This is a genomic window from Erwinia sp. MYb416, assembly GCF_037479575.1.
Lineage (GTDB): Bacteria > Pseudomonadota > Gammaproteobacteria > Enterobacterales > Enterobacteriaceae > Erwinia > Erwinia rhapontici.
The window spans coordinates 291,363-310,001 of record NZ_JBBGYT010000441.1; the positions used below are offsets into that span (position 1 = coordinate 291,363).

The 18,639-nt window shown below is 57.0% G+C and carries 12 protein-coding genes; 10 read left to right on the forward strand and 2 right to left on the reverse strand.

Going from position 1 to position 18,639, the window contains the following annotated elements; translation table 11 throughout:
- The first annotated feature begins 462 nt into the window (after positions 1-462).
- The 3 genes from WH277_RS24830 (at position 463) to WH277_RS24840 (ending at position 3,999) form a co-directional block, all read left to right on the forward strand.
- Entirely contained in the window at positions 463-1,857 is a 1,395-nt protein-coding gene (locus tag WH277_RS24830; RefSeq protein WP_339507294.1) for an MFS transporter, read from the forward strand.
- A gap of 127 nt (positions 1,858-1,984) precedes the next feature.
- Entirely contained in the window at positions 1,985-3,016 is a 1,032-nt protein-coding gene (locus tag WH277_RS24835; protein WP_133842428.1) for a LacI family DNA-binding transcriptional regulator, read from the forward strand.
- Positions 3,013-3,999 carry a nucleoside hydrolase gene (locus WH277_RS24840; RefSeq protein ID WP_133842427.1) on the forward strand — a complete coding sequence of 329 codons (987 nt, stop codon included), beginning with the start codon at positions 3,013-3,015 and terminating at the stop codon, positions 3,997-3,999. Before WH277_RS24835 ends, WH277_RS24840 begins: the two co-directional genes overlap by 4 nt.
- A 133-nt stretch (positions 4,000-4,132) precedes the next feature.
- On the opposite strand, the gene WH277_RS24845 is transcribed toward WH277_RS24840, so the two are convergent.
- Together WH277_RS24845 and WH277_RS24850 are read right to left on the reverse strand one after the other, a co-directional pair.
- Positions 4,133-5,560 carry a PepSY-associated TM helix domain-containing protein gene (locus tag WH277_RS24845; RefSeq protein WP_133842426.1) on the reverse strand — a complete coding sequence of 476 codons (1,428 nt, stop codon included), beginning with the start codon at positions 5,558-5,560 and terminating at the stop codon, positions 4,133-4,135.
- Positions 5,561-5,614: 54 nt separating this feature from the next.
- A complete protein-coding gene (locus WH277_RS24850; protein WP_339507295.1) occupies positions 5,615-6,061 on the reverse strand; it encodes a DUF2946 domain-containing protein in 447 nt (148 codons plus the stop codon).
- A gap of 410 nt (positions 6,062-6,471) precedes the next feature.
- On the opposite strand from WH277_RS24850, the gene WH277_RS24855 reads away from it, so the two are divergent.
- The 7 genes from WH277_RS24855 to WH277_RS24885 are packed head-to-tail and all read left to right on the forward strand — an operon-like array spanning position 6,472 to position 18,522.
- Positions 6,472-8,175, forward strand: coding sequence for a ShlB/FhaC/HecB family hemolysin secretion/activation protein (locus WH277_RS24855; RefSeq protein ID WP_159336850.1), 1,704 nt, complete (start codon positions 6,472-6,474; stop codon positions 8,173-8,175).
- A gap of 1 nt (position 8,176) precedes the next feature.
- On the forward strand, positions 8,177-8,695 hold the full coding sequence (locus tag WH277_RS24860) for a toxin-activating lysine-acyltransferase (protein ID WP_133842423.1): 519 nt from the start codon (positions 8,177-8,179) through the stop codon (positions 8,693-8,695).
- Between the two features lie 19 nt (positions 8,696-8,714).
- Positions 8,715-16,685: a hemagglutinin repeat-containing protein gene (locus WH277_RS24865; protein ID WP_339507296.1), complete on the forward strand. Its 7,971-nt coding sequence runs from the start codon at positions 8,715-8,717 to the stop codon at positions 16,683-16,685.
- Complete coding sequence (locus tag WH277_RS24870) at positions 16,682-17,044, forward strand: DUF596 domain-containing protein (RefSeq protein WP_133842421.1); 363 nt, start codon at positions 16,682-16,684, stop codon at positions 17,042-17,044. Before WH277_RS24865 ends, WH277_RS24870 begins: the two co-directional genes overlap by 4 nt.
- Positions 17,045-17,061: 17 nt before the next feature.
- The gene (locus WH277_RS24875) at positions 17,062-17,628 is read left to right on the forward strand and encodes a hypothetical protein (protein ID WP_133842420.1); all 567 of its coding nucleotides are present in this window, start codon (positions 17,062-17,064) and stop codon (positions 17,626-17,628) included.
- 19 nt (positions 17,629-17,647) lie between these two features.
- The gene (locus WH277_RS24880; RefSeq protein ID WP_197931252.1) at positions 17,648-17,941 is read left to right on the forward strand and encodes a hypothetical protein; all 294 of its coding nucleotides are present in this window, start codon (positions 17,648-17,650) and stop codon (positions 17,939-17,941) included.
- Positions 17,941-18,522, forward strand: coding sequence for a hypothetical protein (locus tag WH277_RS24885; RefSeq protein WP_133842418.1), 582 nt, complete (start codon positions 17,941-17,943; stop codon positions 18,520-18,522). Before WH277_RS24880 ends, WH277_RS24885 begins: the two co-directional genes overlap by 1 nt.
- Positions 18,523-18,639 lie beyond the last annotated feature (117 nt).

Genomic DNA, 18,639 nt, shown 5'->3' on the forward strand with positions numbered 1-18,639 from the left:
GCAATCAGTTGTGTTGAATGTCAAGAAAATCTAACGATTTCCGTTTCGTTACCTTGATTTATCTACACGCGTAGATACAATAGCTGCGTAGTGAAAATTCACGGTGCTTGATGGTTAGCAGCTACGTGAAGGTCAAATTTGTTTCGCGTTACTTATACGATTGGTCAATTTTAGACCGTCGGCGCAAAGCGAATATAGCGTTCCAACACCAGGGAACCTTTTTACCCGTCATACTTCAAGTTGCATGTGCGTTGGCTGCAGTCGTTCACCCGAATCACTTACTTCAGTAAGCTCATCGGGGTTCGCTCCTTTGCCGCCTTCCTGCAGCTCGAATTATTTAGGGTAAACGACCTTTCGTCATGGCTTTATAACACGGCCTGTTCACTGGCGAATTTTCCTCCGACGGAGGAGTGCGTGCCAGGGATGGCGCCGAATAAAACTCCTCACATCAGGGAATTTTTCATGTCTACACCTCAAAGCGTTGCACAGGATACTGCAATGTCGGCCAACTCGGCGGCAGATGAACGTTTAGCCACCCCGGAAGGGCGTAAGGATTTTTGGCGGGCAACATTCTCGTGCTGGCTTGGCACAGCAATGGAATATGCCGACTTCGCTTTATATGGGCTGGCCGCCGGGATTATCTTCGGTGATGTCTTCTTCCCCGAAGCAACGCCAGAAATGGCACTCCTCTCTACCTTCGCGACCTGGTCGGTTGGCTTTATTGCCCGCCCGATTGGCGCACTGTTCTTTGGCTGGCTCGGCGATCGTAAAGGTCGAAAAGTCGTCATGGTTTCCACCATCATCCTGATGGGTGCCTCCACCACACTGATTGGTCTTATCCCCAGCTATGCCTCTATTGGCCTTTGGGCACCGGCGTGTCTGGTGCTGCTACGCTTTAGTCAGGGCTTTGGTGCGGGTGCAGAGCTGTCCGGCGGTACGGTAATGCTGGGTGAATACGCACCCGCGCAGCGTCGCGGTCTGGTCTCCTCCATTATTGCGCTCGGTTCTAACAGCGGCACGCTGCTGGCATCGCTGGTCTGGCTGGCGGTGGTGCAGATGGACCAACAATCACTGCAAGAGTGGGGCTGGCGTATTCCGTTCCTGTGCAGTTCGCTGATTGCGCTGGTGGCGTTATGGATCCGTCGTCACTTACGTGAAACCCCGGTATTTGAACGCAAAAAAGCAGAGCTGGAAGCCGAACGTGAGCAGGTGCTGGCCGCCGTGCCCGTCGTAGAAGATACCCGTGGATTCTGGCGCCGTAGCCGTGCCTTCCTGACCATGGTTGGTCTGCGTATCGGTGAGAACGGTCCATCCTATCTGGCGCAGGGCTTTATTATCGGTTATGTGGTGAAAGTGCTGGCAGTGGATAAATCGGTGGCGACCACGGCGGTGTTTATTGCTTCGCTGCTGGGCTTCCTGATTATACCGCTGGCGGGCTGGTTGTCGGACCGCTTTGGTCGCCGTATTACCTATCGCTGCTTCTGCCTGCTGCTGATCCTCTACGCGTTCCCGGCCTTTATGCTGCTGGACTCGCGTGAACCGGCCATTGTCATCAGTACGATCGTCGTCGGGATGGGATTGGCATCGCTGGGGATCTTCGGCGTACAGGCGGCCTGGGGCGTGGAGATGTTTGGCGTTCATCATCGTTATACCAAAATGGCCACTGCTAAAGAGCTGGGGTCGATTCTTTCAGGCGGTACGGCACCGCTGGTGGCGTCGGCACTGCTGGCCTGGACGGGTCACTGGTGGCCGATTGCCACTTATTTTGCGGTGATGGCAGGTATCGGTTTCCTGACCACGTTTGTGGCACCGGAAACACGCGGTCGCGACCTTAACGCACCGGAAGATGCGATTTAATCACGGATGAAAGCGGAAAAGAGTGTGGGTTTTCCCCGCTCTTTTTCCCTTAATTGCATTATCTAAGGGACTCACGGGCCGGATTGTTATCCGCCCCGACGCTGTTTATTTGTGAGGAAGACTGCCTGTGGCAAAACAGATTCATCATCGTGCTACCCGTGCAGATGTGGCAAAAGTCGCCGGAACTTCCGTTGCCGTAGTGAGTTACGTTGTGAATAACGGACCGCGACCGGTTGCGCCCGCGACACGTGAACGCGTGCTGGCGGCGATTAAAAGCACCGGTTACCGCCCGAACAGTGTGGCGCGTGCGCTGGCTTCAGGCACCACGAGAACCTATGGACTGGTAGTGCCGAATATTGGCAATGCGTTTATTGCTTCGCTGGCCCATGAGCTGCAACAGCAGGCGCTGGCGAACGATATGGTGATGCTGCTGGGCGATGCCGGTGACAGCCGAAAACGCGAGTTGCAGCTGATCAACAATCTGCTGGGCCAGCAGGTGAATGGCCTGTTTTACATCAGCGTTGACCGCCATCCCTATATTGATCTTCTGCAATCCAGCGGCACTCCGTTTGTGATGCTCGACCGGGTTGATCCCAGCTTGCAGGTGAATGTGATCCGCGTGGATGAACGCGAGGCGTCGCGTCAGGTGACGGCCCATCTGCTAAGCCACGGCTATCAGCATGTCGGCATTATTTGCGGCCCGCCGGAGATGCTGAATACGCAGGATCGTCTGCAAGGCTGGCGCGATGCGTTGGCGGATCATGGCGTGGAAGAACGCCCGGAGTGGATATTCCATACCCCCTATACCCGCGTGGGTGGCTATCAGGCCGCACAGCGCATGATGCAGAGCGAGACGCGCCCGCGTGCTCTGTTTGCATCGAACGAAGCACAGGCGATTGGCTGTATTCGTGCTTTGTCTGAACACCGTATCCGCGTGCCGGATCAGCTGGCGCTGGTCTGTTTTAACGGCACCGATCAATCTGCCTATCATGTGCCATCGCTGACGACTGTTCGTCAACCCGTGCGCGAGATGGCAAAGACCGCTATCAACATGCTGGCGGCGTGGAAAGGGGAGAGCATGCTGAGTGAGTTCTCTCATCATCTTGAACTTGGCGAGTCCTGTGGCTGCAAGCTGGCCGATAATAAGATAACGATATGAAACGATTAATTATTGATTGTGATCCGGGGAATGGTATTACGGGGGCCAACGTCGATGACGGGTTGGCGATTGCACTGGCGCTGGCTGCACCGGAAATTTCGCTGGAGCTGATCACCACCGTGGCGGGAAATACCCCAAGCCAGGTGGGATACAGCGTGGTGAAAGATCTGATGGAGCGTATCGGGCAGTCGGTAGCGGTGGTGAAAGGGGCCGATGCGGCCTTATGCGAGCCGACGCAACCGTGGCGCGAAGCGTTAGATCAGCGGGTGCACAGCAACCAGCTGGCGCATCTGTGGCGCGGCGTGCGTCAGCCGCAGTCTTTTACCGCCCCGGCTCTGGAAGCCGCGGATGCGATGGGCCAGCTGATTTGCGCGAATCCGGGGAAAATCACCCTGGTGGCGATTGGTCCGCTGACCAATGTGGCGCTGGCGTTAGAACGCTATCCGGAGATGGCCGATGCGGTGCAGGAGATCGCCATTATGGGCGGTGTGTTTGCGCTGGATGATTTTATTAAAGACACCAACTTTGGCATTGATCCTGAGGCCGCACATAAGGTGCTGACCAGCGGCGCGAATATCACGCTGGTGCCGATGGATGTGACCAGTCAAACGCTGATGACGCATCAGGATCTGAATCGCATTGCACAGATTGATACACCGCTGGCGCGTTTTGTCACCGAGACGCTGCGCCCGTGGATTGATTACTCGATTCAGACCCGTCATCTGCCGGGCTGCTGGATCCACGATGCGCTGGTAGTGGCCTGGTTGCTGAACCAGCGAGTGAGCACGGCGGCGGATTATTTTGTCGACGTGGAGCTGCGCGAGGGGATGACGCGCGGTAAGTCATGGCGTTTCCGTCAGCCGTTGCGTGTGGATGTGGGCATCGGTGAGCCGCAGGGTGGCCAGGTGCATGTGTTGCAGACGGTGGATAACCAGTTGTTGCTGGCGATGCTGGAGCATTATCTGGCGAAGCCGTTAGCGTAAAGCTTGCCCGTGGATTTTGCCGATCCGGCGTGCTTAAACTGGCCTCAGACCTGAAGCCAAACTGTCAGCCACAAAAAATGAGTGGGGATCCCTCAGGGGGCGACCCTTTTTTCCGGTCACCCCGTATTGATGATCAGGCGTGCACTGCACGCCGCCAGCGCCACACATCCACGCCCAGTAACACCAGCAAACTCACGCCCATCACCGGCAAACAGACCGCCGTAATCAACGTGATCACCAGCAGCAGAAAACGTGCGCTAATCGACAACGGTTGCCAGCAGCCCAGTAGCGTATCCAGTGGGGAAACCTGCCCACCCTGCGGGCGGCGCAGCCACCACATACGATAGCCAATCACAATCATCACGCACAGCCCGGCCCCAAACAGTGCCAGGACCAGCTGATTCGCCACCCCGAACAACACGCCCATATGGGCATCCACGCCCCAGCGCGTCAGTTTGGCCAGCAGGCCAAAGTTGGCGAACTCCACCTTATCAATCACCGCGTTGCTCTGCGGGTCTACCGCCACGCTGTCGACCTGCGTTGGCCAACTGCGGTCAATCTCATTCACCGTCCAGGCTTTATCAGCCCGGTATGACGGACGGATCTCCAGTTTAGCCGCATCAATCCCCGCCGCACGCGCTGCGCTCAGCACGCCATCGAACTGCGCCGGATTGACCGTAGCCGGAGCGGCATCCTGCGTCATCATCATATGACCCTTATGCTCCGCATGCTCATCCATTGGCATATCCATCATCATCGCGGATTCAGAATGCAGCACGGTATTCACCGAGGGCGTCATCCAGCCAAAATGATTGCGCATCAGGGAGATATTATCCCCGGCCCAGCGTGACCAGGTCAGCCCGGTGGCGGAGAAGAACACCAGCCCGAGCAGCAATGCCAGACCCAGCGTCGTGTGCCAGTGGCGTTGCCCCGCCAGACGCTGGGCGCGCGTTGGGGGAGATCGCAAGGGTTTACGGCGCGGCGTGCGGCTGGTGGCCCAGAGCAGGGCACCCCCCAGTGCGGCAATCCACAGCCAGCTCGCCGCCAGTTCGCTGTAATTGCGACCCACGTCACCCAGCAGCAGATTGCGGTGCAGATAATCCAGCCAGGTGCGGAAGGGCAGAACGCCGCTGGTGCCGTAAACCGTCATTTCGCCACGGATTTCCAGCGTCTTTGGATCAACAAACACCGCCCGGGTTTCCGATGGGCCGAGATCGGCACTGGCAAACATCACGCGCGTGGTTTCACCGGGATGGGGTGCCGGGCGCACGGCGGCGATTTTCGCCTTCGGCCCCATCAGGGCACTGGCGGTGGCGATCTGGGCTGAGATCGGCTGGTCCGGTCCGGTTGATGAGGTAAACAGCTGTGACTGATACAGCACATTTTCCAGCTGAGGCGTCAGCACATACAGCGTGCCGGTCAGGGCCGCGACAAAGATAAAGGGGGCGATAAACAGCCCGATATAGAAATGCAGGCGACGCAGCAGCGGGATCAGCGCGCTGCTGCTGCGGGTGGCGTGCGTGGTCGCACGTCGGATATTTTCTGACATTGTCTCTTCCATCAGCCTGTTTTACAGGCATTCGCAGGGACTGTGGGGGAACCCACAGATCAATTGTTATTTGAAGCGTGCGGTGAGGAAGAGAGGCGGGGCGCGGGGATGGAAGAAGCGGGGAACAAAACGCGCCACCACGGGTTGAAAAAGAGGAACATCCGGCTGGGTGGCGGCCTGTAATGTCGACCACCGCAGCGGCAGTGTCATCAGGTCGAGCGGCAGATGCACCAGCAGCACGCAATAACCGCAGGCGCTGTCATCCATCATCGACATCGGATGATGTTCCTGTTTCGTCGCGCTAGTGGAGGTGGCGTCCATATCATGATGCATGTCCGGCATCTCAGACATGTCCATCGGCATCCCATGATGCATCATCATCATGCTGTTACTGCCGCGCGTCTGCGCCAGTGATTTTGAAATCACCGGAGCAATAAACAGCAGCAGTATTGCCAGCAGACCAAGCCAGGCGGCGAGGCGATTGCGGGGGGCAGAAAATGAGATCAGTGACACGTCTTTTCTTTCAGCAGGAATACCGCAAGGAGTGTACTTGAATTTAGTAGAACAGGGGAAAGGTAATCTCTGTTTCCGTTTTTAATATCGACAATTTAAGGGCCAGTCGGCGCTATATAACTGAGGAATAATCTTAACTATTTCTACTTGTTTCCAGTTAATTCCCTGAGGGTGATTTGACTTATGTGTATTTTTGTATTTTTTCTAATGTATAGATTATATTTATGATAAATAACATTTTTTACATTAATTTTTGTGCCTGATATTAGGATTTTCCTTATGTTGTCGTTGTTATAATCATCATTCAATTGTAAGCGTTGTGTAAGTTTAGGAACAATCCTGGATAAGAAATCGTTAAAGTACCTGGCATCAACATCGTATAAATAATAAACCTTGCTCAGGGCATTACTATGCTACGGATTGCGTCTGGAAAAGACGGGATAACCCCTGCTCGTCTCAGTAGTTTGGCCGTTATTATCAGTCTCTTTCATGTCACGAATGTGGCTGCTGCCACGATCGGCGATCAGCAATTAATTAACCAGCAGGAACGTCAGCGCGCCACTGAACGTCAGCTGGCACCTCCTGCCCCGGACGTCCGTTTACAGGCGCCGGGCAGCTTTTTCAGCCGTATTCAGTTTCCTGCTGAAGAGCCGTGCTTTGCCCTGCAACATATCGAGTTACAGGGGCGAGAGGCATTCCCGCATTGGATGCCGTTGCAAAAGCTGGCCGATCAGGCGCAGGGACAGTGCCTTGGCGGTAAGGGTATTAACCTGCTAATGAGTGCCTTGCAGAACCGTCTGGTGGATCACGGCTACGTCACCGCCCGCGTGCTGGCCCCGCCCCAGGATATTAATAGCGGCACCCTGAAGCTGTTGCTGGTACCGGGCAAGGTGCGCAATGTCCGCCTGACGCCAGACAGCGATCGTTACGTTCAGCTCTGGAGCGCCATGCCGGCCCATGCCGGGAATTTGCTGGATCTGCGTGATATTGAACAGGGGCTGGAAAACTTACAGCGCCTGCCCACCGTGCAGGCCGATATGCAGATTGTTCCCGGTGAGCAGCCGGGCGAAAGTGATATCAACGTCAGCTGGAAGCAGTCGCGCCACTGGCGACTCGGTGCCACGCTGGATGACTCCGGTAGCAAAAGTACCGGGCGCTATCAGGGCGGCCTGACGCTCTACCTCGATAATCCTCTGTCACTCAGCGATATGTTCTACGTATCCGCAGGTAAGGATTTAGAGCAGGGCGGCGACAAAGGCAGCAAAAATACCCTGATCCACTACTCAGTGCCGTTTGGTTACTGGACGACGGGCGTCACCTTCAGCGACTACGACTACCACCAGTCGGGTCTGGGCAGTGGTTTTGACTACCAATACAAGGGTAAGAGCAAAAGCATGAACCTCCAGCTCGGGCGCGTACTGCACCGCAGCGGCAGCCAGAAAACCTCGTTCAGCTATGAAGTGATGACGCGCCAGTCGCGCAACTACATCGAAGATACCGAGATTGAGCAGCAGCGTCGTCAGACCGCCGCCTGGCGTCTCGGTTTGCAGCATCGTCACTATATCGGCCAGGCCACGCTGGATACCGGCGTGAGCTATCAGCGCGGGACGCGCTGGTTTGGCGCGGAACCAGCACCGGAAGAGAGCTATGGCGAAGGCACCGGGCTGGCGAAGATTATTCAGCTTTCCGTGCAGCTGAATGCACCGTTCCAACTGTGGGGGCAATCCTTCCGTTATAACGGGCAGTTCCAGCGCCAGATGACCCATTCTCCGCTGACACCGCAGGATCAGATGTCCATTGGTAACCGCTGGACGGTACGCGGCTTCGATGGTGAATACACTCTGAACGGTGACGAAGGCTGGTTTGTACGTAATGACATCGCCTGGCAAACCCCGTTGCCGAATCAGGAACTCTACCTCGGCGCGGACTATGGCGAAGTGAAAGGCGGCATCGATTATCAGGTCGGTCACCATCTGGCAGGCGGGGTCATCGGCCTGCGCGGCAACGTATTGAATACCGGCTACGACCTGTTTGCGGGCGTGCCGTTTTCCAAACCGGACGGTTTCAGCACCAGCCCGGTCTCCCTCGGTTTCAATCTGAGCTGGGAATACTGATATGACGATCCCCGTTAATGGTTTTCAGGTGATTTCCCCGCTGTTGAGCAGCGGGTTCAGCGAATCTGAAGTGCTGGGTGCCAGCGTCTGGTTATGGATGCATTCGGCACAGCACCGCGACATTCCCCTCAGTGCGCTCCCCACGCTGCTGCTGCCTGCGATCAAGCATCAGCAGTTTGCGCTGGCGATGCGTGACGATAAGCCAGTGTTTTTCCTTAGCTGGGCCTGGCTGGATGATGAAGCCGAGCAGCGTTATCTCACGCAGCCCGGCATTCACGTTCAGGAGCGGGACTGGAACAGCGGTGACCGTCTGTGGATCCGCGACTGGATTGCGCCGTTTGGCGATCAGCAGGCACTGCGTCGCCTGGTCGGCGGCACGTTATTTCCGCATCACTGCGTACGTTCGCTGTATCACAAAGGTGAGGAGCGCGGTCTGCGCGTTATGAATTTCCGTGGTGATGCGGTAACGCATCAGGATTTCGCACGCTGGCAGCGCGACACCCCGCTGGCAAGCCATTAACTGGAAGGGATGAACCCAGGTGAATAAGAATCTGTATCGCGTAATTTTCAACAAGGCGCGTGGCCTGTTGATGGTGGTGGCCGAAAATGGCCGTGGTCATGGTAAAGGTCCGGCGGTGAGCGGCGAAGGGCATACGCTCAGCCAGCTGATTGGCCAGCTCTCCCCGCTGGCATTCTTCACCCTGGGGGCGCTGGGCATGGTAGCGCTGATGCCACAGGCGCAGGCCGCAGGGATTGTCGCCGATCGCAGCGCGCCTTCCGGCCAGCAGCCGATGATTGGGAAAACAGCCAACGGCACGCCGCAGGTGAATATTCAGGCACCGAGCGCGGGTGGCGTATCGCGTAATACCTATAGCCAGTTCGACGTTGATAAAAAGGGCGTGATCCTAAATAACTCCCACCGCAATACGCAGACGCAGCAGGGCGGCTGGGTGGCGGCGAACCCTTATCTGGCACGCGGAGAAGCGAAAGTGATCCTCAACGAGGTGAACTCGCGCGACCCCAGCAAGCTGAATGGTTATATCGAAGTCGCAGGTAAAAGGGCGCAGGTGGTGATCGCTAACCCTGCCGGGATCACCTGTGACGGCTGCGGTTTTATCAATGCGAACCGTTCCACGCTGACCACGGGTAAAGCGATTATGCAGAACGGCCAGTTGACCGGTTATCAGGTTAATGGCGGGGAGATTGTGGTGCAGGGGGCGGGGATGGACAGCAGCCGCCAGGACTATACCGATCTGATTGCGCACACGGTGAAAGTGAACAGTGGTATCTGGGCCAGCGATCTGAAAGTGACGACCGGTAAAAACCGCGTCAGCGCCGACGGTGCCAGCGTCAGCAAAAATACGGACAGTGATAACGATGTGAAGCCAGCGCTGGCGCTGGATGTGGCCAACCTTGGCGGCATGTACGCCGGGAAAATCCAGCTGATTGGCACAGAAAGCGGTGTTGGCGTGCGTAACGCCGGAACGCTGGGCGCGCAGGCCGGTAGCGTCACCCTCAGCGCCGACGGGCATATCGAAAACAGCGGTACGATCAACGCCAGTGAAGATATTCAGGTGAGCGGCCGTGCGCTGAGCAACAGCGGTACGCTGTATGCCGGACGCGATACGCGTGCCAGCGTCAGCGGTCAGTTGAACAACGATGGCATGGTGGTCGCGGCGCGTCACACCAGCGCCCGTGCAGGTGAAATCAACAGTAGCAAAAATGCCGTCTTTGGCGGCGGGGTGAAAACCGATGGCCGCCTGGGAGAAAGCGGCGATCTGGATCTCACCAGCACCGGCAAGCTGGCCAGCCACGGGCAGAACCTGGCGGCCGGAAAACTCACCGTGCAGGCGGCCGATATTGACCTCAGCGACAGCCAGACCAGCGCAGCGGAGGTGGCATTGACCACTCAGGGCACGCTGAATAACGATCGTGGAACGGTCTCTGCGCACAGCGGCGATCTGACCCTGACCAGCAGTCAGTTAAGCAACAGCGGGGGTACGCTGTATGCCGGACGTGATATGCATGCCAGCGTCAGCGGACAGCTGAATAATGACGGGCTGATCGCCGCCGGACGCGATACCCGCGCCAGCGCCGGTGAGCTGAACAGCAGTAAAAATTCGGTGTTCGGCGCGGGGATTAATGCGGATGGCGGCGTGGGAAATAGCGGCAATCTGACGCTGACCAGCACCGGGAAACTGGCGAGTAACGGGCAGAATCTGGCCGCCGGAAAACTCACGGTGCAGGCTGCAGAGATCGACCTGAGCGACAGTCGCAGCGCGGGATCGGACGTCACCCTGACCTCGGGCGGCGCACTGAATAACGATCGCGGGATGATCTCTGCACTGAGCGGCGATCTCTCCCTGACCAGTGCGCAGCTTGATAATAACGGTGGGCGTCTGGAGTCGGCGGGCAAGGTGCAGGTGCGCAGCGCCGGGATTAACAACGTTGGCGGAACGATGGTTGGCCAGCAGTTGACGCTGGACAGCGCTGGCCAGGCACTCAACAACCAGAATGGCGGCATTGCGGCGACGGAGGGCGTCACGCTTACGGCAGGTGCGCTGAATAATGAGGGCGGCAAGGTGATTGCCGGGAAAAACCTCAACGCCGGCGTTCAGTCGGTGAGCGGTAACGGGCAGTTGCTCTCACTCGGAGACATGCAGCTGGCGGTCAACGGTGACTTCAGTAACGTGGGCAGTACGCTGGCGAACGGCAATCTTGACCTTAACGTGCAGGGCGCGCTGGATAACGCCGGGCAACTCAATGCCGGCAAGCAGTTAGCGGTGACGGCCGCCAGCCTGAACAACCAGCAGAGTGGCGATATCAGTGGTCAGATCACCCACGTGGATGTCGGTAGCAGCCTGACCAACCGTGGCATTATTGACGGTGTGGAAACCGTGCTGCGTGCCGGAACGCTGAACAATATCGGCAGCGGACGTATTTATGGCGATCATCTGGCGATCCAGGCCGGTGAGTTGAATAACGTGGCGGAAGGTGAGAGTGCGGCGACCATTGCTGCACGCCAGCGCCTGGATCTCGGTGTCGGAACGCTGAATAACAGCGCCCACAGCCTGATTTACAGCGATGGGGATATGTCGATTGGTGGTCAGCTGGATGAGAACAATGCCGCCAGCGGCCGGGCGACGACGATCAACAACCACAGCGCGACGATCGAATCTATCGGCAACATGCTGATCAATACCGCCACCCTGAACAATATTAACGACCACTTTGCTACCGAGATGGTGCACCTCTCGGACGAGCAAAAAGAAGAATATATGGTGGTCGGTCTGAATAATGGTGTGCATTACGGCACCAGCGATTATGACATCAGCTTCTATCATGACGAAGTGCAGCACATCTGCATTAGCGGCGTGGTGTGTAATCAGGATCATTACTACCAGTATGCTTACACCCAGAGCACCTGGCAGGAACAGATCACGGAAAGCGATCCGGCGCAGATCCTTGCGGGCGGCAGTCTGGCGATCAACGCTGACAATACCCTTAACGATAAGAGCCGCATTATTGCCGGGGGCGATCTGCTGGTCAGCAATGCCAACCTGAACAACGTGGAACTGGCCGGAACGCTGCTGGTGCAGAAAGTGGGGCAGGTGATCGAGTGGGATCGTATCCACAAGAAAGGTCACGACAAGCAGAAACATGATGCCTCCGCTTATACACCACCGGATGAGATCCAGTCGATTGCCCTGTCACCGAGCGTGGCGAAAGGCAACACGAAGGTGGACAGCAGTTCGCCTGCGCTCAGCGGTTTCAGCCTCGGTTTACTGAACAGTGAGGACTTGGCTTCACTGCCTGGCGGTCAGCGCATTGAGATCGCGGGCAGCACCGATGCCACGGTGATCCGCTCACAGGTGCCGGACACCACGCTGCCAGAGAAAAGCTTGTTTAACCCACTGCCATCGTCCTCCAGCAATTACCTGATCGAAACCGATCCCCGCTACACCAACCAGAAAAACTGGCTCAGCTCTGACTATATGCTGTCGCAGCTGCGGTCCGATCCTGATATCACCCAGAAACGCCTGGGGGATGGCTTCTACGAGCAGCGCCTGGTGCGCGAACAGCTGGTGGAGTTGACCGGCGAGCGTTATCTGGCGGGCTATCAGAGCGATGAGGATCAGTACAAGGCGCTGATGGAAGCCGGGGTCGCTTTCGGGCAAGCCTTTAATCTGGTGCCGGGCGTGGCGCTGACCGCCAGCCAGATGGCGAACATCTCGAGCGATATGGTGTGGCTGGTGGCGCGTGATGTCACACTGGCTGATGGCAGCCGTCAGAGTGTGCTGGTGCCGCAGGTTTATGCCCAGGTGAAACAGGGCGATATCGATGGCAGCGGCGCGCTGCTGTCCGGGCGTAATATCGCGGTGGGTGTCAGCGGCAATATGCTGAACTCGGGCCGCGTAAATGCCACCCAGCTGCTGAGCATCAGCGGCGATACCATTACCAACGTGGGCGGGATCATCAGCGGCGGCAACGTGCAACTGCTGGCGAACAACGATCTGACCAACAATGGCGGCATCATCCAGGCGCAGACTTCGCTGGTGGCCAGCGCGGGACGCGATCTCAACCTCGTGTCGCAAACCACCCATACGGAAAGCACCAACGGCAGCAACACCTTTAGTCGCGATACGGTGTCGCGCGTGGCGGGCATGTATGTGCAGCAGGATGATGGCAAACTGGCCTTACAGGCGGTGCGTGACGTCAATCTGCAAGGGGCGAAGGTGGTGAATACGGGCGAAAACAGCCAGACCACCGTGGTTGCCGGGCGTGATGTGAATCTGACAACGGTCAACTCCGGTGCCAGCGACAATGTGGTATGGAATAAAGACAACCACCTGAGCCAGAGCAACACCACGGCGGTGGGCAGCGAAATTACGGGTGCCGGTGATGTGGTCGTGCAGGCGGCAAACAATATTGCAGCGGCAGCGGCCACGCTGAATGCCGGTAGCGGCCTGAGCCTCGCCGCGGGCAATGACATCACTATTGGCACGGCCAGTGAGCAGTCGTCGCTGGATATGGCCTCCAAAGTGAAAGGGTCGGGCTTCCTCTCCAGCAATACCACCACGACGCGTGCCGGGTTTAATCAGCAAAATGTGGCAGGCAGCAATCTGGGTGGGCAGGATATTACGCTGTCGGCCGGGCACGACCTCGGTATTAGCGGTAGCAACGTTGCGGCAGACAATTCGCTGACCGCCAAAGCGGGTAATAACCTGACCGTTGATACCGCTGAGGAGAGCCGCGACGGCTGGGCGATGACGCAGAAAACCAAGTCCGGCCTGATGAGCAGCGGTGGCATTGGCTTTACCGTCGGTTCAACCTTTAATAAATCGACCGATGAAACCACAGGGCAGACGGCGAAGGGCAGCCAGCTGGGATCGGTGAGCGGTGATACCACGCTGATTGCCGGTAACGATCTGAAAATCAAAGGATCGGAGGTGATCGCCGGTAACGATATCAATCTGGTCGGTAAAAACGTTGAAATCAGCTCAGCAGAAAATCGTGCCAGTAAACACAGCACCACCGAGTCACGCTCCAGCGGTCTGACCCTGGCGCTCTCCGGCGCGGTTGGCTCTGCGCTGAGTACTGCGAAAACCATTTCCGAGATGGAAACCGACAAACAGGATGACCGTGTGGCGCGCCTGCAACAGGTGAAAGCGGGTCTGGATGGGTATCAGGCGGCGCAGGCGGTACGCGGTGCTGTGCAGGATCCTACCAATACCAGTTTCGTCGGTATCAGCCTGTCGCTGGGCATGCAAAAGGCACAGAGTGAAAGCCAGAGTGACCAGATGACCTCGGCGGGCAGTGCGATTCAGGCCGCCCAGAATCTGAATATCTTTGCTAACGGCAGTGATGGTTCAACCCAGGATGGCGATATCGTCGTGCAGGGCAGCCAGCTTCAGGCCGGTGATGAGATGCTGCTGTCAGCCTCGCGCGATATCAGCCTGCTGTCGGCGGAAAATACCCAGATTTCCAGCAGCAGTAAAAGCAGCGGCGGCGGTGCCGTTGGTGCCAGTATCGGGGTCGGCTCTGGCGGCTGGGGCATCAGTATTTTTGCCAATGGTAATAAAGGGAAAGGTAGCGAAAATGGCGATGGTCTGACGCATAACGAAACTACCCTGGATGCCGGTAACAAGGTGACCTTGCTCAGTGGGCGCGATACCACGCTGACCGGGGCACAGATCAGTGCCGATCGGATTGTGGCTGATGTCGGGCGCGATCTGACGATCACCAGCGAACAGGACAGCAATAACTACAAGTCAAAAGATCAGAATATCAGCGGTGGCCTGAGCTTCACCTTTGGCTCGATGACCGCCAGCGGCAGCCTGTCGATCAGCAATGACAAGATCAACAGTAACTACGATAGCGTGCAGGAACAAAGTGGCCTGTTCGCCGGGGACGGCGGCTACGATGTCACGGTCGGTAACCACACCCAGCTTAATGGTGCGGTGATTGGCAGCACCGCAGAGGCGGCGAAGAACCGCCTGGATACCGGTACGCTCGGTTTCAGCGATATTCAAAATCAGGCCGATTATGCCACCTCGGGCGTCAGCCTCGGTCTGACCACGGAGTTCACCACCAAAGATAAAAAAGATGACTCGCTCCCGGCCGATCAGCAGCCGGTGAAACGCACGGTGACGGAGCAACTGGGCGATAATCTGGCGCCGAAGTCGATGTCGGCATCGCGCTCCAGCGGCAGCGGCGAGAGCACCACATACTCGGCGGTGTCGGATGGGACGCTGATTGTGCGCAACGGCGATGCGCAGCAGCAGGATGTCAGTACCCTGAGCCGCGACGTAGAACATGCGAATCAGACACTCAGTCCGATTTTTGATAAGGCAAAAGAGCAGAAGCGCCTGCAGAAAGTGCAGTTGATTGGTCAGGTTGCCAGCCAGACCGTCAGTGCGGCGATCGCCGAGCGCGAATACTGGGCGCTGGAAGCCGGTATTAAAGACGCGGGTGAAGCACCGGGTGCGGATGCCACAATAAAAGATCGCGAGGCTTACTGGAATCGGGTGCGTGGCACCGACACCTACAAAGAGATGATGGCCGACTACCAGGGTGACGGCAAAATCAAGATGGCCGCAGACGCAGCGGTGACGGCGATTACTGCGCTGGCGGGAGGCGATGCCAGTAAAGCGCTGGCCCAAGCCTCTGCACCTTATATGGCCGGGGTGATTAAAGATCTGACGCTTTCCGATCCGAAAAATCCGACGGCAGATGAGATCGCTACCAATGCCTTTGCGCATGCGATCCTCGGCGGTGTGGTGGCGGAAATGAGTGGACAGAATGTGGCTGCTGGTGCGTTGGGCGCAGGGGGCGGTGAACTGGCGATCCGCACTATTCATAACGCGCTGTATCCTGAAGTCGCTACCAGCGATCTTAACGATCAGCAGAAGGGCACGATTAAAAACCTGGCACTGATTGCGTCCAGCATCGCCGGTGCCATCGGTAGTGGCGACAGCGAAGGAGCCGCAGAAGGCTACGCGAACGGCAATAATGCGATAGAGCATAATTACCTCAGTGCCGGAGAAGCAGAGCGCAAAGCCGTACTGGAGCGTAAAGAGCGGCTGGGGACGTTGACGGCTGCTGAGTCTAATGAACTAAACGCCACCCGTACGGTAGATAAAGCCCGCGATCAGGCGATCAAAGACGTTTGTACCAACGGAAATAAGGGTGGGCCGGCGTGTACTGCGCTGGTGAGTAAGGCACAGCAGGCGCTGGACACCTACGGAGAAAGTGTCAGCGTACGTATGCTGTATGGCGAGCTGTACCCACAGGACGCTGCTAATGCCAGTGCAATTATGTCGGGAGTCGATGCCGGCAGCGTCACGCGTGACAGGGCGATTACCGCCATCGCCAGGGATTCGGGGAAAAGCTGGGATGAGATTGCTGAGCGCTACGATACGGTGATGCAGCTGCATGCTATTACGGTATCGCTGGCCAGCGTTTATATGCCGGGTAGCATGAAAACACCTGCCGTATCGACAAAAACCTCCACCAACGCGAATATCATGGAAGAGGCGGCGGCGCTGAAGCGTATTGCCGACAACAATAAGACAGCGACCGATCTCAGTACCAAAACTACCGGAATGGTGTTCCAGCAGCAGGCGCAAAATAAGATCAATGATCTGGCAGCAATGTATAATGACGCCTCACTGCCACCGAAAGACTTCACACTGTCGATGAACGGGAAAACGTTAATGGCTGATCCAACGACCAGTATCGGTGCGCCAGTATTTAAAGGCGCCTCTGAGGCTGAGGTGAAAACTTACTTCCAGCAGATTTCCGGCGCTGAAGTGTTGCCTGCGGCGAAAGCCATCCCTGGTAAAGGCACGCTGTACTCCGTTAAGGTGACCAGTGGAGCTAATGCAGGCAGTACCATGACCCTGAGAGATTTCTCCAATTCCACCGGACAGACCGGGGCGAAATGGACCATTGATGTGATTACGCCGTCGATCAATAAAGGGAAAAAAGTGGAGATGAAATTCCAGTGAACAAAGAAAGTATTTACTCGTCCGTGATCGCCAGCGCCCGTGGATTGTCACTCGGCGCCCTCTGGCAACATCTTGAGGTTGAGTGCCGCAGCATTGCGGATAACAGCGCCCTGAGAAAAGAGCTTTTCTTTGATCTGTTGCAGCAACTGATGAAGAGCGGTCAGGTCCGGCTGGCGTGCGACGGTACCTGGCTGACGGGCACGGTTGAGGAACAGCTTAAGTGTCTGAATGAGGCCTGGCCGCAGCCCGACTCTGACGATGAGTTAGACGATCTTGATGATACTGGCTTCTGGTTTCTGGCAAAAGCGCCCGCCGGGCTGGTGTGGATCACCGCTGACGGGCAGGAAGTCTGGACCTGATACTGTGGAGTAAGTCGATGCATTATCAACGGATATTACCGCTGGCGGTGCTGCTGCTCAGCGGCTGTAGCCTGCTGCCACAGCAGGAATTCTTCACCCCCCCACCTGCGGGGGCTGAGGTTGCCGGGCTGCGCATTATGGGCAGCACCGAGAGTAATGCCCTGTATCAAATGGAGAACGGTAAACTGCGCGGCGGGCTGATTCGTGAAAGCAACTGGGTGTTGCGCAATACGCAGGATCAGGGCATGCCAAAGGTCAGCGGTAAGGAAGCCACTTACACCAGTGATTATTTCGAAACGCCGATTTATGCGGGCCGAAAAACCACGGTATATCACAGCTATAATCGCGGTAAGAACCGCTGCATGAACATCGTCAGTTTTGTTCCGGAAAAGGGCCACTACTATCAGTTGAGCCAGGCGGTTGATCTGAAAATGTATCGGTGCCGTGCCTGGCCGAATGAGCTGGTCAAAAACGCAGATGGTCAGTGGGTGCTGAAACCTATTGCTAACGTCACTTACGGTAATAAATATCTGCCACAGGATGGCGGCTGGCAGAAGATGGTGCGACTTGTCACTGAAGGGTAAGTCAGACTCTGGTGGGTGGTTGACGATGACGGGTGTGCAGGCCAGTGAAAACCTCTTCTGCTGGGCCCGCTTTGTCGCTGATAGCGAGTTGTTGTGGCAGGACAGTGCGTTGGTATCGGATACCGACGCCTGGCAACGCCTGTGGTTTGAGCTGGAGATCGTCAATGGTCTGGCGCTGGCGGAGTGGGATGAGGAGGGGTGTCCGGCAGAAGGGTTGGCAAGCTGGCGTGAAAACTATCAGCAGGAGGCCAGGGCGCTGGCGAATGAACTACTGGCACTGATCTCGTCTGATAACGACAAGAAGAAGCGTTGATGTATCGCCAGATGACGCTGTCCCTACTGCTGACGTATGCCAGTGGCTGTAGCCAGTTTCCACACCATGCATTTTTCACGCCGCCTGCCGCAGGGCCGCATACGGCCTCGGTGCGGATTGTTGGCGGCACCGAACTGGCCTCCATTGAGCAGGAGGTCAATGGCCTGCCTACCGGTGGCCTGGTGCGCAGCAGTGAGTTTATCCTGACGAATACCCAGGATCGCGGGATGCCGGTAGCCCGCGAGCAGGACAAATCGTCCTGGCGCGATTATTACGAAACCCCGGTGATCGCTGGCAGACAAACCCATATCGGGCTGGTTTATAAGGGGGCCAATAGCCAGTGCAGCAGCAGCATGAGCTTTGTGCCTCAGAAAGGACACGACTATCAGTTTGGCCTACAGGTTGATCTGCGCCTGCGTCAGTGCCGTGGTTTGCCGTACGAGCTGACTAAAGATGCACAGGGAAACTGGGTCCTCCAGCGCATTAAGGATGTCATCTGGGGCGGGAAATATGGGCATGAAGACGCCAACTGGCAAAAGATGCCAGACTCGCTGGTACCCCCCAAAGTCCTGGCACCGTGAATGCGGGGAATATAGCGCTTTCCGTGCTCTCCTCGTTTTGTCCCGCACTGACGATCACTTGCTCTGCCCGGCACACGCCATGATAAACCCATCTGATGATACGAGAAGGAGCGGGCG

Coding starts and splice junctions, on each gene's coding strand:
- WH277_RS24855 (WP_159336850.1), top strand. CDS start 6,472: ATGCTACGGATTGCGTCTGGAAAAGACGGGATAACCCCTGCTCGTCTC.
- WH277_RS24830 (WP_339507294.1), top strand. CDS start 463: ATGTCTACACCTCAAAGCGTTGCACAGGATACTGCAATGTCGGCCAAC.
- WH277_RS24840 (WP_133842427.1), top strand. CDS start 3,013: ATGAAACGATTAATTATTGATTGTGATCCGGGGAATGGTATTACGGGG.
- WH277_RS24875 (WP_133842420.1), top strand. CDS start 17,062: ATGCATTATCAACGGATATTACCGCTGGCGGTGCTGCTGCTCAGCGGC.
- WH277_RS24885 (WP_133842418.1), top strand. CDS start 17,941: ATGTATCGCCAGATGACGCTGTCCCTACTGCTGACGTATGCCAGTGGC.
- WH277_RS24860 (WP_133842423.1), top strand. CDS start 8,177: ATGACGATCCCCGTTAATGGTTTTCAGGTGATTTCCCCGCTGTTGAGC.
- WH277_RS24845 (WP_133842426.1), bottom strand. CDS start 5,560: ATGGAAGAGACAATGTCAGAAAATATCCGACGTGCGACCACGCACGCC.